Source organism: Actinokineospora auranticolor (assembly GCF_041897805.1).
GTDB lineage: Bacteria > Actinomycetota > Actinomycetes > Mycobacteriales > Pseudonocardiaceae > Actinokineospora > Actinokineospora auranticolor.
In genome coordinates, this window is record NZ_CP154825.1 from 6,880,367 (window position 1) to 6,895,874 (window position 15,508).

The following is a 15,508-nucleotide window of genomic DNA, read 5'->3' on the forward strand; positions in this document are numbered from 1 at the left end:
CCGACCGTGTTTCACCACCGCTTGAAAATCGCCGGAACTCCGGGCACGAATGTCGCGGCCGCGGACATCTCCCGTTCTCCCAGAAGCCGCCAAGTAATTCGATGGGACCAGGTCTTGAAATCCTTACCAGCTCGTGATCACCATTCCCAGTAGGCGAAAAACACGCCGCGCCGAACATCCGAACGGGTCGGTTTTTCGCCGACCGGACATCCAATTGGCGGATTGCTACCGGGCAACGGCGCCGGCTAGTTTCGTGGCCACTGGGGGATTGTCGAAACGGGTGGAATCACGCGCCCCTTCCGCACTCCCCTTTGCCCAGAATCGGATTCTCCGACGGGGGTCTCATGCCTAGACGCACCATCGCGGTCGCCTCGACCGCGGCACTAGTCCTCGGCCTGATCAGCACGGCGACCGGCACGGCCGCCGCCGAGCCCGCCACGGCGGGCTCCCCGCTCGCCGCAGACGTCAAGGGGCCGGTGGTCACGCTGGTCACCGGCGACCGGGTCGTCGTACCCGGCCACGGGAGGCGGCCACTGTTCGTGCCCGCCAAGGGCCGCGAGCGGGTCCGCCACTACACGACCACCGCCGACGGCCACACCCTGGTCGTCCCGGTCGACGCCGTGCCGCTGCTGCGCTCCGGCGCCCTCGACCGCCGGTTGTTCGACGTGGACGCCCTGGTCGACGCGGGCTACGACGAGCGGAGCGCAGACCTACCGCTGATCCAGACCGGCCCCGCGACCCGCGCCGCCGGTGTCCGCGAGACCCGCGACTTCACCGCGGTCGACGCCCGCGCGCTGTCGGCGGACAAGGCCGCGCTGCCGAACTCGTGGCAGAGCCTGGTCGCGCCCGGCGGGAAGCTGTGGCTCGACGCCAAGCGCACACCCGACCTCGACCGCAGCACCGCCCAGATCGGCGCCCCGGCCGCCTGGCAGGCCGGGCTCACCGGAACCGGCGTCAAGGTCGCGGTCGTCGACACCGGCGTCGACGAGACCCACCCGGACCTGGCGGGCCGTGAGGTCGCGCAAGCCAACTTCACCGACGAGGACCAGGTCGACCGGGTCGGCCACGGCACGCACGTGGCCTCGATCATCGCCGGTGGCGGCGCCAAGTACCGGGGCGTGGCCAACGGCGCGAAGATCCTCGACGCCAAGGTCCTCGGCGCGGGCGGCGGTCGGGACTCCTGGGTGCTGGCCGGTATCGAGTGGGCGGTGGCGCAGGGCGCGGACGTCGTCAACCTGAGCCTGGGCGCCTCGGACACGCCCGAGGTCGACGTGATCGAGGAGGCCGTCGAGCGGTTGTCTGCGGAGAAGGGCGCGCTGTTCGTGGTCGCGGCGGGCAACTCCGGCCCACGCCCCCGCAGCATCGGCTCGCCCGGCAGCGCCCCGTCCGCGTTGACCGTCGGCTCCGTCGAGCGCGACGACAGCATCTCCTTCTTCTCGAGCCGGGGCCCGACGCTCGACGGCTCGATCAAGCCGGAGATCACCGCGCCGGGCTCGGGCATCGTGGCCGCCAAGGCCGCCAACGGCACCATCGGCGAGCCAGCCGAGCCCGGGTACGTGTCGATGTCCGGCACCTCCATGGCCACCCCGCACGTCGCGGGCGCCGCCGCGCTGCTCGCCCAGGCCCACCCGGACTGGACCGGCGCGCAGCTCAAGGCCCTGCTGACCGCCTCGGCCAAGCCGAACCCGGCGCAGGGGGTGTTCCAGCAGGGCGCGGGACGCGTCGACGTGGCCAAGGCCCTCACCCAGACCCTGACGGCCTCGCCGTCCACGGCGAGCCTGGGCACGCAGCTCTGGCCGCACGACGACGACGCGCCGGTCAGCAAGGACATCACCTACCGCAACAGCTCCTCAGCCGCGGTGACCCTGGACCTGGCGCTGGACGTCAAGGGGCCGGACGGCAAGCCCGCGCCCGCGGGCGTGGTCACCTTGTCCGCGACCACGGTGGCGGTCCCGGCGGGCGGCACCGCGTCGGTGCGGATCACCGCCGACACCCGGATCGGCACCGTCGACGGGCTCTTCAGCGGCTTCGTGACGGCGACCGGGGGCGGGCAGGCCCTGGCCACGCCGGTGGCCGTCGAACGCGAGTCCGAGGCCTACGACGTGACCGTGCGCTACAGCGGCGTCGACGCGGCCAACGGCATCTGGATCGGGTTCGCGTGGGGTGTGGCCGACGGCTACCACACCGAGGCGCTCGCCGACGCGACCGGCACGGCGCGCACCCGGCTGCCCAAGGGCGAGTACTTCATCACCAACGTGTACTTCGGGGATGAGACGACCGCGCTGATCACGGCCCCCTCGGTCGTGGTGGACAAGGCGACGACCCTGGACGTGGACACCCGGCGGGACGCGGGTCCGGTCGACATCCGGCTGCCGGACCCGGAGGTGCCGTCCGCGGGCGGGCTCATCGCCTTCGACGCCACCAGCCCCAGCGGCAGCGGCCAGGGCAACGCGCTCGGTGTCGCCGACCTGGGCGGCCTGCGCACCGGCCAGATCGGGTCCCGGGGCACCGTCCAGGACGTGAAATGGCAGCTGGTGGCCCGCTACGCCGACGCCACGCAGTCGCGGTTCGTCGCGTACTCCGGCGCGGGCGACCTCCCGCACGGCCTGCGCGAGTCGGTCGCGGCCAGGGACCTGGCGACGATCAAGACCACGATCGGCAAGCGGATCCCCGACACCCAGACGGTCCGGGTGTTCGCGGCGAGGGCGGGCCAGGCAGGCGGGGGCTCGGCCGGAATCGGGTACCTCGCCCCGGGCGACGAGTACACCGACCAGATCGCCGCGACCGGCCAGACGTGGTCGGCGGACACGCTGCTGATCGGCGCGGCGTCGCACAACGCCCAGTTCTACGGCAAGGCGTTCGTCCCGCGCGGGGGCCACACCTACCGGCAGCGGACCAACGTGGCGGTGTTCGGCCCCGCGTTCGACCAGGCGGAGACCCGCGTCCAGCGGATCGGCGGGAACCTGGTGGCGGTCGTCTCGCTGTTCGGCGACGGCGGCGACAACATCGGCTTCACGGAGACCAGTACGGCGAGACTCGCGCTGTTCCAGGGTGATCGCGAGCTGGGCAGCGGCAATGAACTCGGCGCCGCGCTCCCCATCGGCGACGCGTCGGGCGAGTTCCGGCTGGAGGCGAGCGCGACCCGGGCACCGGAGTACGAGGTGAGCACCCGGGTCTCGGCGGCGTGGACGTTCCGGTCGCAGGCGGGACCCGCCCCGGAGCCGATCAAGCTGTCGGTGGTGCGGTTCTCCCCGAGGTTGGACGCGAACAACGCGGCACCGACCGGGAAGTTCACCGTTCCCGTGGCGCTGCGGCTGGAAGACGGCAGCCAGGGCCGGGCCCGCAGGCTCGACGTCGAGGTCTCCTACGACGAGGGCAAGACCTGGCAGCGGGCACGGGTCAAGGACAAGTCCGAGGTCCAGCTGGACCACCCGCGCGGCGCGACCTCGGTGTCGCTGCGCGCCACCGCCGAGGACTCGCGCGGCGGCACGGTCCAGCAGACGATCATCAAGGCCTACCTGCTGACCAAGCGGTAGAGATCGGTTGGCACATGACCGGCCCCCGGGATTCCCGGGGGCCGGTCGTGCGCTGTCACCAAGTCGGTTCGTCGGAACCGGGAACGCGCGGACCGTGGCCCCAGCGCGGGGGCGCGCCAGGAAGGCCGCCGGGGATCCGGATGTGCCGGACACTCCCCAATGGACTGTCCATTTCTGACAGGTAGGCGTCAACCGGGTCCGGCGAATCGGTGGAGTCGACGCGCCCCAACGAGTCCAGCCAGAGCGCGGTGCGGGCGAGGGAGACGCGGACGTGCCAGGTCCCGCCCTCGGTGGCGCGGCGGTGCAGCGCCTGGATGGTGCCGAGGGCCGCCAGCCAGCCCGCCGCGTGGTCGAGCGCCTGGACGGGCAGCGGGACCGGCTTGGCACCGTCGCCCCGATAGGCGATGCCGGTGGCGAGTTGCAGCAGGCTGTCGAAGCCGCGGCGGGTGCGCCACGGGCCGGTGTGGCCGTAAGCGTTCAGCGTGACCAGGACCGCGCCGGGCGGCAGATCCACCGGACCGAAACCCTTGGCGGCCAGCGAGTCCGCGCGGAACGACTGCACCATGACGTCCGCGTCGGCCAGCAGCTCGCGCAGCCGGTCCCGGGCCGGGTCGGTGCGCAGGTCCAGGTGCGCGGTGCGCTTGCCGAAGCTCGTGTCCACCACGGCGGGCCACATGGTCGGCAGGTGCGCGGCGCCGATGTGCAGGACGTCCGCGCCGTGCGCGGCCAGGGTCCGGCCGCAGACCGGTCCGGCGAGCACGTGCGTCAACTCCAGCACCCGCACACCCGCGAGCGGCCGGTCGGCGCGCGGCAGCGGGCGCGCCGGGGCGTCGGCGATCCGTTCCACGGCAACCAAAGGCTCCGCCGCGACCGCGCGGCCCTGCGGGTGCGCGGCCCACTCCTCGGGTGCGCGCAACCACGATGCCGCGCCACCCGCGTCGATCACCGCCTCGACGACGTCCTCGGCCGACCGGACCGCGGCGCCCGCCGCGACGTCCTCGCCGAGCACGGCCTTCACGGCGGCCTCGTGGTGCGGGTAGTTGCAGTGCACCCGGACCCAGCCGTCGGCGGCCCGGTAGTCGCCGGTCAGCGGCGCCCACAGGTCGCCGGGCACCTCGCCGTCGACGCGCAGGTGCTGCTCGCTGCGGAACGACTCGACCGCGTGCCGAACGTCCACAGTGACCGGACCGGGCTCGGTTCCCCGCTGCCGCAACAACTCCGCCGCGGCCTCGGTGACCTCGCCGACGCACCGGGCGGCGGCCAGCGCCACCCGGAACGGGCCCGCGATGACGTCCTCGTCGCCGACGAGCCTCATAGCGGGCGCACGACCCGCTCGTCGCCGACGAACCTCACGGCAGGTTGGCGACCAGCTCGGCGGGCGGCACCTTCGTGCCGGTGTAGAACGGGATCTCCTCGCGCACGTGCAGCCGCGCCTCGGTGCCGCGCAGGTGCCGCATCAGGTCGACGATGCGGTGCAGCTCGTCGGCCTCGAAGGCGAGGATCCACTCGTAGTCGCCGAGCGCGAAGGACGCGACGGTGTTGGCGCGCACGTCCGGGTAGTCGCGGGCCTCCTTGCCGTGGTCGGCGAGCATCTTGCGGCGCTCGTCGTCGGGCAGCAGGTACCACTCGTAGGAGCGGACGAACGGGTACACGCAGATGTACTTGCGCGCCTCCTCGCCCGCGAGGAACGCGGGGATGTGGCTGCGGTTGAACTCGGCGGGCCGGTGCAGCGCGACCTGGCTCCACACCGGGGTGGACGCGCGGCCCAGCGCGGTGCGGCGGAACGCGGTGTAGGCGGCCTGCACCTGCTCGATGGCCTCCGCGTGCCACCAGATCATGTAGTCCGCGTCCGCGCGCAGGCCCGCGACGTCGTAGACCCCGCGCACGGTGACGCCCTTGGCCTCCAGCGCGTCGAGGAACTCGGTGGTCTCGGTGGCGGCGGTGCCCCGGTCTTCGGGCAGCCTGCCCGGCTCGATCCGGAAGACCGACCACATCGTGTAGCGGATGGTGTCGTTGAGCTCGTTGTAGTTCAGGCGGGCCATGCCGCCCATGCTCCCACCCTCACCCGGTGGCGGGGGCGCGCACGTGTGCGGCGACACGCCGGGCGGCCGCCTCGCCGGTGCCGATGCACGCGGGGATGCCGACGCCGTGCAGGGTCGCGCCCGCCACGGCCAGACCGGGCAGCGCGTCGACCGCGCGCTCGATCTCGTCGACCAGGTCGGCGTGGCCCGCCGCGTACTGGGGCAGACCGCCACCCCATCGGGTGACCAGCGCGTCGACCGGGGGCGCGGTGACCCCGGTCAGCTCGACGAGGTCGGCGCGGACCAGGCGGACGAGTTCGTCGTCGTCGGCGCGCAGGGCGCCGGGGTCGCGGTGGCGGCCGACCGAGCCGCGCACGACGACGGTCTCGCCGCCGAGGTGCGCCCACTTGGACGCGGAGAAGGTGAACGCCTTGACCGCGAACGGGGTGCCGTCGAGGCGGCGTTCGCGCGCGCCGAGCAGGACCCCGGACGTGCCGGGCAGCTCGGTGCCCTCGGGCAGCGCGAGCGCGACGACGGCCATGGAGGCGACCTCGACGCGGCCGTACGCGGCGGCGGCGACCGGGGCCACGTCGGCGAGGAGCTTGCGGGCGGCGGGCGCGGGCACGGCGAGGACCACGGCGTCGACGTCGAGCACCGGGTCGGCCGGGGCGTGCGCGGGGGCGTTGGCGCCGAGGGTGAGCCGCCAGCCGTGCTCGGTGCGGGCCAGTGCGCGGACGGTGGTGCCGAGGCGGACGTCGGCGGACCCGGCGAGGCGGTCGACGAGGGCGGACAGGCCCCCGGCGAGGGTGCCGAAGACGGGTCGGCTCGTGGGCTTCGGCAGGGCCTTGGCGGCGGCCTCGGTGAGGGTGCGGGCGCCCGCGTCGAGCGCGCCCGCGATGGCGGGGAGGGTGGCGCGCAGGCCGAGCCCGTCGACGCCGCCCGCGTAGACGCCGCCGAGGAGAGGGTCGACGAGCCGGTCCGGGAGCTCGTCGCCGAAGCGGTCGCGGAGCAGGGCGCCGAGGGGGGCGTCGCCGTCGAGGTCGACGGGCGGCAGCGCGGCCTCGGCGGCGACCCGGCGCAGGCCGGCGTCGCTGAGCAGGTCTTTCACCGCGGCCGGGTCGGCGGGGACGCCCATGACCGTGCCGCCCGGGATGGGGCGGGTGACGCCGCCCGCGCGGACCGTGGAGCGGGCGGCGGTGGGGTGCGCGACGCCGGTGATGCCGAGTTCGTCGAGCAGGGCGGTGACCTCGGGGCGGCGCACCAGGTACGCCTCGGCGCCGACGTCGTAGCGCCTGCCCGCGACCTCGGCGGTGCGGATCTTGCCGCCGAGCCGGTCGGTCTGCTCGACGACGGTGATGCGCGCGTCGGCGCCCAGGAGGACGCGCAGGCGGTGGGCGGCGGTGAGGCCGGAGATGCCGCCACCCACGACGGCCACGCGCGGAGGGGTCACCTGGTGTGGATGAAGTCGACCGTACGGGTGATCACGTCCGGGTCGGTCTCCGGCAGCACGCCGTGCCCGAGGTTGAAGACGTGCGCGGGGGCCGCGCGGCCCTCGTCGACGATGCGGCTGACCTCGCGGCGGATGACGTCGTCGCCCGCGAACAGGGTGGCCGGGTCGAGGTTGCCCTGGAGCGCGGAGCCCGGGACGGCCTTGGCGGCCACGTCGAGCGGGGTGCGCCAGTCGACGCCCACGACGTCCGTGCCCGCCTCGCGCATGGCGGCCAGCAGGTGGCCGGTGCCGACGCCGAAGTGGATGCGCGGGACGCCCGCGTCGGCCAGGCCGCTGAGCACCTTGGTCGAGTGCGGGAGGACGAACTCGCGGTAGTCCCGCAGCGACAGCGCGCCCGCCCACGAGTCGAACAGCTGCACGGCGTCGACCCCGGCGGCGATCTGCGCCCGCAGGAAGGTCAGCGCGGTGTCGGCGAGGTGGTCGAGCAGGGCGTGCCAGGTGTCGGGCTCGGCGTACATGAGCGCCTTGGTCAGCTCGTGGTTGCGGCTCGGACCGCCCTCGACCAGGTAGGACGCCAGGGTGAACGGGGCGCCCGCGAAGCCGATGAGCGGCGTCTCGCCGAGCTCGGCCGTCAGCAGGCGGACCGCGTCGGCGACCTTGTCGACCTGCTGGGCGTCCAGCGCGGGGAGCGCTTTCACCGCCGCCGCGTCGCGGACCGGCGCGGCCACGACCGGACCCGTGCCCGCGACGATGTCGAGGTCGACACCGGCCGCCACCAACGGCACCACGATGTCGCTGAACAGGATCGCCGCGTCCACGCCGTGCCTGCGCACCGGCTGGAGGGTGATCTCGGCGACCATCGCCGGGTCGAAGCACGCGTCGAGCATCCGGGTGCCCTTGCGCAGCTCGCGGTACTCCGGCAGCGAGCGCCCGGCCTGCCGCATGAACCAGACGGGCACCCGCTCGGGTGCCCCTCCCCGCGCGGCGACGAGGAAAGGTGCCGTTGACAGGTCCCGCCTGGCGGCGACCTGCGTGATCAGATCAGTCATCGCTCCCCCATGCTCCCATGCGCACCGTGGACCGGTGCGCCCCTCCCCCACACCGAGGGTGCCGCAAAGCGCTCCCAAAAGCTCGGCGCGCCCTCCCCGCTCACCGACTCGGGTGGTCCTACAGTTACCAGTCGTGACCGGAACGTCGACCGCGCCTGAGCTGTTCACCCAGGCCGTACAGGCGCTGAAGTCGCTGCGACCCCGCCCGGAACTCCAGTTGGCCGAGGTCCGCCCCCCGCAGAGACTCGCCCCCTGGGCCTTCGCCCTGACCGCGGAGGCGCTGGGCCCGGCCGAGGTGCAGGCCACGGGCAGACTGATCCTGTTGCACGACCCGCAGGGGCAGGAAGCGTGGGACGGGGTCCTGCGGGTGGTCGCGTACGTGCGCGCGGAGCTGGACGCGGAGCTGGCGGACGACCCGCTGCTGCCGAGTGTGGGCTGGTCGTGGCTGACGGACGCGCTGGCGGCGTCGGGGGCGGAGTTCACGGCGCTGGGGGGGACGGTGACGGACACCTCGTCGGCGCGGTTCGGGGACATCGCGGGACCCGCGCGGACGGATGACCTGGAGTTGCGGGCGTCGTGGACGCCGACCGGCGGGTTGGCGCCGCACGGGGAGGCGTTCTGCGACCTGATGGCGAGTGTGGTGGGGTTGCCGCCGGTGGGGGTCGCGTTGTTCGAGCAGCGGCGTGGCGGGGAGTAGGGCGCTCGCTCGTTTGTCGGGTGTCCGAGTTGTCCACAGGCATGATTGTCTTCGGCCGGAACTGTCGTTCCCCGTGGCTAGAATGGATAGTGGGGGCCGGAAGCATGCGTTGATCATCTTTGTGGTCGCGGGGTGCCGCCTGGGGCCGTGGTCGGGTTGATCGGTCCGGCTCTTCGCGGAAAAGATGGGCGGCCTCGATTGGGCGAACTTGCTTTGCGCGGGTCCCCTACGAGCCTGCGGTGGGGCGAGAAGCCGGGTGGGATGGGCAAGCCCGCCCCACCCACGGGAAGCTTGGCAGACTCGCTCCCCCACACAAAGCAAATCCACCCAGTCAAGGCGTATAGCGGGGGCGCGTTGCGTTGGGGTGGGGGCTGGGATTCAGCGGCGGATTCTGGGGTGGCCGAGAAAAGAGCGGATTGCGTGGGCGGGCGGATCGCGGGGTAGCGGGAAAGAAGAAGAGCGGGCCTCGCGGGTAGGCGAACAAACAGAGCCAGCGGATGGAAGAAGCCGCAGGGCCGGGTGGCCCTGCGGCTTCTTCAGTGGGTCAAGGGTGGCCGGTCAGGCGGTCAGCGCCTGCCGCGCTCCTTGGTCTGGCGGGCCGAGCGCTGGCAGACGTCGCCGACGTCGACGGTTTGGCCGCGGTCGGCGTAGACGTCGGCCAGGCCGACGAGCCTGCCCTTCTTGTCGGTGCAGGTGAGCTGGTAGGGCTCCTTGGGGCCGTACGTGGTCGGCAGCGGGGAGGCGAAGTCGACCTTCAGGCTGCCCCAGTCGTCCGTGGTCGGGCCCGCCTGCGAGAAGTTGACGACCGCCGCCGTGTAGTCACCGGCGGGCGGGTCGAACAGCACGGCCCGCTCCTGGTTGGTGCCGCCGCTCGCCGAGGACGTCACGACGTTGCCCTTGGCGTCGAAGATGTACAGGTCCCAGTCGGTCGCGGCGTCGGCCCAGCTGATCGAGACGGTCAGCTTCCCGTTGTCCACCTTGGGCAGACCGTCCACGTGGAACGGGATGCGCTCCGCCGTGGTGTCGGCCGGGAAGTTGGTGTTGACCGGCGGCACCCCCGGCGGGTTCGGCAGCACGACGCCCGCCTGGGCCGGGCCCTTCGGGTCGCGGCCGTAGCGGCCCGCGACGTACGGGCGGGTGGACGGGTTGACCGCCCAGCTGAACCGACCACCGGTCGACGACAGGTTCGACGTCAGCGTGTCCGCCACGTAGATCGGCAGACCGGTCGAGCCGTCGGGGTTGAGGACGGGGGAAGTGGGGGTCTGGAAGGACTTCCGCAGCTGCAGCTGGTAGCCCTTCGGCGCCGAGCCGATCAGCGTCGAGTGCGCCGCCGGGTCCGCCGCGTTGCTCAGCATGTCGATGAACGCCTGCCGGTTGCCGCCCTTGCCCGCGCCGGGCGCCGGGGCCAGGCCCGCGTACTCCGCGATCACGCCGGTCTCGTACGGCGGGTGGAACTCGTTGGCGCCGATCTCGAAGGTGAAGCCGTAGCCGCCCGTGGCGAAGTACGACCAGTCCTCAGTGGACCCCGTGGTGTCGTACAGCATCCACGCGGGCTGGCTCGTGTAACCGTTGCGGGAGGCCATCTTGTCGCCGAGGGCCTTGTACACCGGCTCGTCCAGCGGCGGGCGGACGTCCGCGACGCCCGGGACGCGCAGCACCAGGTTCGAGTACGTGTGCAGGGTGACCAGGTTGGTCACCTGGCGGTTGGACACCAGGTCGCGGATGTTGCGGGTCTCCGGCTCCGAGAACGGCGCCGAGCCGCGGAAGGTGTCGCTGCTCCACCCGAGACCGGCGCCCGCGCCGCCCCAGAAGCCCGCGTAGTTGCGGTTCGGGTCGGTGCCGCGGCTGCGGCCACCCGGGTTCGCCTTGCACACGCCGGTGCGGAACTCCGCGGGCGAGTCGTTGACGTTGCAGTTCTTCCGCTTCATCTCGTAGTCGAAGCGGGTGAAGTCGCCCTTGGGCTCGGCCTCGCGGGAGATCGAGAAGCCGTCGACGTTGACCACCGGGACGATGATGTTGCGCGTCTTGCCGACCAGCGAACGGAGTTCGCCGCCCGCGCGGTAGCCGTTGACCAGCTCGTAGGCCCACTCCATGGCGTGCTCCGCCGAGGGCCACTCGCGGGCGTGGTGCACGCCCATGGTGACGTTGACCGCCTTGCCGTCGGCCAGGTTGTCCACGTCGGTCGCGATCTCCAGGCCGCTGACCTCGCGGCCCTCCCAGGTCGCGTTGGGCAGCGTGATCGCGCGGACCAGCCCCGGGTTGCGGCGGGCCAGTTCCTTGACCTCGTAGTCGTAGTCGTAGAGGTGCCGGTAGCTCGACCGGCCCGACGGCAGCGCGGACCTGGGCGTGCGCGCGGTGAACGCGGCGTCCCGGCGAGCGTTGGCGGCGGAGTCGGCGGACAGGTCCGGCCGCACGACGGTGGAGCGCAACCCGCTCTCGGCCAGGACCTTGCGGTCCTCGTCGGAGGAGAGGATGACCTCGACACCGGTGGCGTCGGCCTTCTCGGTGACGTCGAGGTCGAGGGTGAGCAGCCGGTCCTTCTGCTGGCGGGTGGGCGTCTCCACGCGCACCAGCTGGGCGGGCTTGGTGGAGCCGCCCTGGGCGTTGATGGCCAGGAAGTCCACACCGAGGCGCGCGGAGCGGGCGGAACCGGCGTAGCGGCAGCCCTGCACCACCAGCTGCTGGCCCTTGGTCACGAAGCTCTCGGCCAGTTCCGCGCTGCGCAGCGCGGCGGAGGCGGCGACCACGCCACCGGTCTTCTTGTCGAACACCGCGATGTCCCAGTCGCCGACACCCGCGCCCTGCGGGGCGAGGCGGGCCTGGACGAGGCCGTCGACGCCCGCGGTGACCTCGCGGCGGTCCGTGCCGCGGGTGCCCGCGGGCAGCAGCTTCTCGAAGCAGGAGCGGGCGACGGAGTCGTCGCTGCGCAGGATGTTGTCGGCGGCACCCGCCGGGGTGCCCGTCGCGGCGCTGAGACCGATGACCACGGCCCCGCTGAGCCCGACGGCGGCGGCGACCCGCCACGTCGGGACACGTCTGGCTGTCACGCTCAAAACCCGTCTCCTCCCAGAGCGGAGCCCGTGCGCGCGCACGGGCGTCAGCGTGACGCTAGCCATGGCGCGAACCGCTAAACGGGTTACCGGTTGCCAGTTGGGAGGTGGCGGACGGGGGTTGCGCCGATGGGTCCACGACGCGTCGGTCCCCCGACCGGCCCCGTGTCCGGATAACGGACGGCGGGGAGAAATTACCTTTTGCCAGTTATCGGGCGGCGCGCGCCACCTCTTCGGCGCAACGCATGACCCGGAGGACGTTACGCCCAGCAACCTTCGCGCAGTCGTCCTCGCTCCAACCGCGGTCGAGGAGCGCGCCGAAAAGCGTCGGATATCCGCTGACGTCCGCCAACCCGGTGGGGAGTTCGGCGCAGCCGTCGTAGTCGCCGCCGATGCCGATGTGGTCGATTCCCACGACTTCGCGGGCGTGCTCCAGATGGGCGATGACGTCGGACAACGTGGCCGTCGGCTGGTCGTGGCGGCCGTCCCAGGTGGCGAAGAAGTCTTCCCGGTCGGCCAGGTCGGCGTGCTTGCGCCCGGCGGCGGCCATGGCCTCGGCCATCCGCTGGTCCCAGGCCGCGATGGCGGACGAGACGAACCGCGGCACGAAGGTCACCATCAGCACGCCGCCGTTCCCGGGAAGGCGTTCGAGCACGTCATCGGGCACGTTCCGAGCGTGATCCGTGATCGTCCGGCACGAGGAGTGGGTGAACAGCACGGGCGCGGTGGTGGTGTCGAGCGCGGCGCGCATCGTCGTGTCCGCCACGTGGGACAGGTCCACGAGCATGCCCAGGCGGTTCATCTCGGCGACCACCTGCCTGCCGAAATCGGACAACCCGCCCACTCCGGGCTGGTCGGTGGCCGAGTCGGCCCACGGCGTGTTGTCGTTGTGCGTGAGGGTCATGTACCGGACCCCGAGGCGGTGCAGGGCCTGCAGGACGCCCAGCGACCCGGCGATGCTGTGCCCGCCCTCGGCCCCGAGCAGGGAGGCCACCCGGCCGTCGGCGAAGGCGGATTCGACCTGGTCGGCGGTGGTGGCCAGGCGCAGGTGGTCCGGGTACCGGGCGATCAGCGCGTGCACCAGCTCGACCTGCTCGACCACGGCGGTGACGGCCGCGTGGCCGACCAGGGAACAGGGCACGTAGACCGACCAGAACTGGCCGCCGACGTGGCCGCGGCGCAGCCGGGCGAGGTCGGTGTGCAGGCCGTCCTGCTCGGTGGTGAGGTCGGTGCCCGCGACCAGGCCCGCGGCGTCGATCGTGGCCGGGTCGTCGCCGGGTCGGAGGCGCAGCGCCCAGGGGAGGTCGTTGTGACCGTCGATGAGGGGGGTGCGCGAGAGGAGCAGTCGAGCCCGCTCCGATGCGGCCGTGTGCACTACCCGTGACTCCATTTCATCGCGTGGTGGGGGCGACGCGTTACGTCACCGACTAGGGACTCACCCAAACGTGTGACCCTAACGCCCCTCAGTCACAACCCGATCGGATACTTACCCGATTGATCGTCCCGCTAACCCGCTTGGGCGGCTAGGCTGCCTTCGTCGACACCACTTTCGGTCCAACGGCGGCGCGGCTGTTTGGTCGAAAGTCCCAGTGCCGGTCGGGGGGCAACGACCGACTCCAGGGAGGTAGTGACGTGGCTGCCGTCGGCTTAGGTCAGGCCGTTCGAACCACGCCAGCCGGCGCCTTGCCGGCGAACATGGTCCCGCACCCGCGGGAGGAGCTGTTCTCAGTGCTGGTGGTCGACGACCACCCACTGTTGAGGGAGGCGATAGCCGCTCGGCTCACGCAGATGGGCGCGGGCACAGTGCACGAGGCCGCCACGGTGGCCGAGGCAAGGGCGCGAGCACAGGCCACCGGCCCGTGCGACCTCGCGATCCTGGACCTCGGGTTGCCGGACGGTAGCGGGATCGAGCTGGTCACGGAGCTGCGCAGCCACAACTGGCCGCGCATCGTCGTACTGGCTTCGTCCGACGACCCGTACGCCGTTCGATCGGCCTTCCAGGCAGGGGCCCAGGCCTACCTGCTGAAGTCCGCATCGCCGGTGGTCGTGACCGACGGGGTCCGCCGGGTGCTCGAGGGTGGCGTCTACGCCGACCCGAGCGTCGCGCCGGTCCTCGCCACGGGCACGCGGGTCCCCGGCACCGACAACACCCCGCGCGAGCTCTCGGCGCGCGAGGTCGAGGTGCTGCAACTGGTCGCGGACGGGCAGTCCAACAAGGAGATCGGCGAGGCGCTGAACCTCTCGGCGCTGACGGTGAAGTCGCACCTCTCGCGGATCGGCCGGAAGTTGGGCACCGGCGACCGGGCACAGATGGTGGCGCTGGCCATGCGGGCGGGCGTCATCCGGTAGGACAACAGCAGTCGTGTGGCTGGGCTGGGCATGGCCCAGCCACACGACTGCTGCTGATCTCCGACGTTTGTCACCGGTTGTGCCGTAGGGTCATCGGCCGTGACCATCCCCGGCTCAGGACCCGCCGCAACCGACCCCCCGGCCCCGGTGCTGCTCACCGAGCCCGCGGAGGGCACCCCCGACGTCGTGGTCGACTTGGACGCGCTGGCGCGGGCGGCAGAGCGGATCGCGGGCGGGCACGGGCCGATAGCCGTGGACACCGAACGGGCGTCCGGTTACCGCTACTCCCAACGGGCGTACCTGGTCCAGGTCCGCCGCCAGGGCGCGGGCACCTTCCTGGTCGACCCGGTCGCCGTGGACGACCGGGTGCAACCCCTGGTCGAGGCGCTGGGCACCGGCGAGTGGGTGCTGCACGCGGCCTCCCAGGACCTCCCCTGCCTCGCCGACCTGGGCCTGCGCCCGGCCCGGCTGTTCGACACCGAGCTCGCCGGTCGGCTGGCCGGGTTCGAGCGGGTCGCGCTGGGCACACTGGTCGAGCTGCTGCTGGGGTACCGGCTGGAGAAGGGCCACGGCGCGGCGGACTGGTCGCGCAGGCCGCTGCCGGTCGACTGGCTCAACTACGCCGCACTCGACGTCGAGCTGCTGATCCAGCTGCGCGACGCGCTGGAGGCCGAGCTGCGCGAGCAGGGCAAGCTGGAGTGGGCGCTGGAGGAGTTCGAGGCGCTGCGCACCGCCGGGCCGCCGCCCCCGCGCAAGGAGCCGTGGCGGCGCACCTCCGGCATCCACAGCGTGCGGACGCCGCGCGGGCTGGCCTCGATCCGGGCGCTGTGGGAGGCGCGGGACGCGATGGCCCGCGAGCGCGACATCGCCCCCGGCCGGGTGCTGCCCGACAGCGCGATCATCCAGGCGGCCTCGGTGAACCCGGGCGACGAACAGGCGCTGCTGCAGCTGCCGGTGTTCAAGGGCCGGGCGCAGCGCAGGCTGGCGGGCACGTGGATGCGGGCGCTGCGCGCGGCCGCGCAGCTGCCGAAGTCGGAGCTGCCGGACCCGTCGCCGCCCGCGGACGGACCGCCCCCGGCCAACCGCTGGGCGGACAAGGACCCCGAGGCCGCGGCCCGGCTCGCGGCGGCCCGCACGGCGCTGAACAAGATCGCCGAGGACAACCGGCTGCCGGTGGAGAACCTGTTGCAGCCGGACCTGCTGCGCCGCACCTGCTGGCAGCCCCCGGCCGACCTGGACACCGACTCGGTCGCCGAGGCGCTGCGCGCGGGCGGGGCCCGGCAGTGGCAGATCGGGTTGACCGTCGACGCGGTGAGCGAGGCGCTCAAGGCGAGCGCCTGATCGAGGCGCGGAGTC

10 protein-coding genes are annotated in these 15,508 nt (G+C 72.8%); 4 read left to right on the forward strand and 6 right to left on the reverse strand.

Annotated features, from left to right (window positions below):
* Positions 1–344 precede the first annotated feature (344 nt).
* Positions 345–3,536, forward strand: coding sequence for a S8 family serine peptidase (locus tag V5P93_RS29840; RefSeq protein WP_104481756.1), 3,192 nt, complete (start codon positions 345–347; stop codon positions 3,534–3,536).
* A gap of 55 nt (positions 3,537–3,591) precedes the next feature.
* Here the strand turns inward: V5P93_RS29840 and V5P93_RS29845 are convergent, their stop codons facing one another.
* The 4 genes from V5P93_RS29845 to hemE are packed head-to-tail and all read right to left on the reverse strand — an operon-like array spanning position 3,592 to position 8,056.
* Positions 3,592–4,851, reverse strand: a complete 1,260-nt coding sequence (locus V5P93_RS29845) for a CoA transferase (RefSeq protein WP_104481755.1) — start codon at positions 4,849–4,851, stop codon at positions 3,592–3,594.
* Between the two features lie 34 nt (positions 4,852–4,885).
* Entirely contained in the window at positions 4,886–5,578 is a 693-nt protein-coding gene (gene hemQ / locus V5P93_RS29850) for a hydrogen peroxide-dependent heme synthase (protein ID WP_104481816.1), read from the reverse strand.
* Positions 5,579–5,597: 19 nt separating this feature from the next.
* Positions 5,598–7,007, reverse strand: a complete 1,410-nt coding sequence (gene hemG / locus V5P93_RS29855; RefSeq protein ID WP_104481754.1) for a protoporphyrinogen oxidase — start codon at positions 7,005–7,007, stop codon at positions 5,598–5,600.
* Positions 7,004–8,056, reverse strand: coding sequence for a uroporphyrinogen decarboxylase (gene hemE / locus V5P93_RS29860; protein WP_104481753.1), 1,053 nt, complete (start codon positions 8,054–8,056; stop codon positions 7,004–7,006). The genes hemG and hemE overlap by 4 nt, the downstream gene beginning before the upstream one ends.
* A gap of 133 nt (positions 8,057–8,189) precedes the next feature.
* On the opposite strand from hemE, the gene V5P93_RS29865 reads away from it, so the two are divergent.
* A complete protein-coding gene (locus tag V5P93_RS29865; protein ID WP_104481752.1) occupies positions 8,190–8,753 on the forward strand; it encodes a DUF3000 domain-containing protein in 564 nt (187 codons plus the stop codon).
* 566 nt (positions 8,754–9,319) lie between these two features.
* Here the strand turns inward: V5P93_RS29865 and V5P93_RS29870 are convergent.
* Together V5P93_RS29870 and V5P93_RS29875 are read right to left on the reverse strand one after the other, a co-directional pair.
* The gene (locus V5P93_RS29870; protein WP_374065107.1) at positions 9,320–11,800 is read right to left on the reverse strand and encodes a M14 family zinc carboxypeptidase; all 2,481 of its coding nucleotides are present in this window, start codon (positions 11,798–11,800) and stop codon (positions 9,320–9,322) included.
* A gap of 211 nt (positions 11,801–12,011) precedes the next feature.
* Entirely contained in the window at positions 12,012–13,178 is a 1,167-nt protein-coding gene (locus V5P93_RS29875; protein WP_104481750.1) for a dipeptidase, read from the reverse strand.
* A gap of 257 nt (positions 13,179–13,435) precedes the next feature.
* On the opposite strand from V5P93_RS29875, the gene V5P93_RS29880 reads away from it, so the two are divergent.
* Together V5P93_RS29880 and V5P93_RS29885 are read left to right on the forward strand one after the other, a co-directional pair.
* Positions 13,436–14,152 (forward strand): response regulator transcription factor, encoded by a 717-nt coding sequence (locus V5P93_RS29880; RefSeq protein WP_104481749.1) that lies wholly within the window; start codon positions 13,436–13,438, stop codon positions 14,150–14,152.
* 99 nt (positions 14,153–14,251) lie between these two features.
* Positions 14,252–15,493 carry a ribonuclease D gene (locus tag V5P93_RS29885; protein ID WP_245931588.1) on the forward strand — a complete coding sequence of 414 codons (1,242 nt, stop codon included), beginning with the start codon at positions 14,252–14,254 and terminating at the stop codon, positions 15,491–15,493.
* The last annotated feature ends 15 nt before the right edge of the window (positions 15,494–15,508 follow it).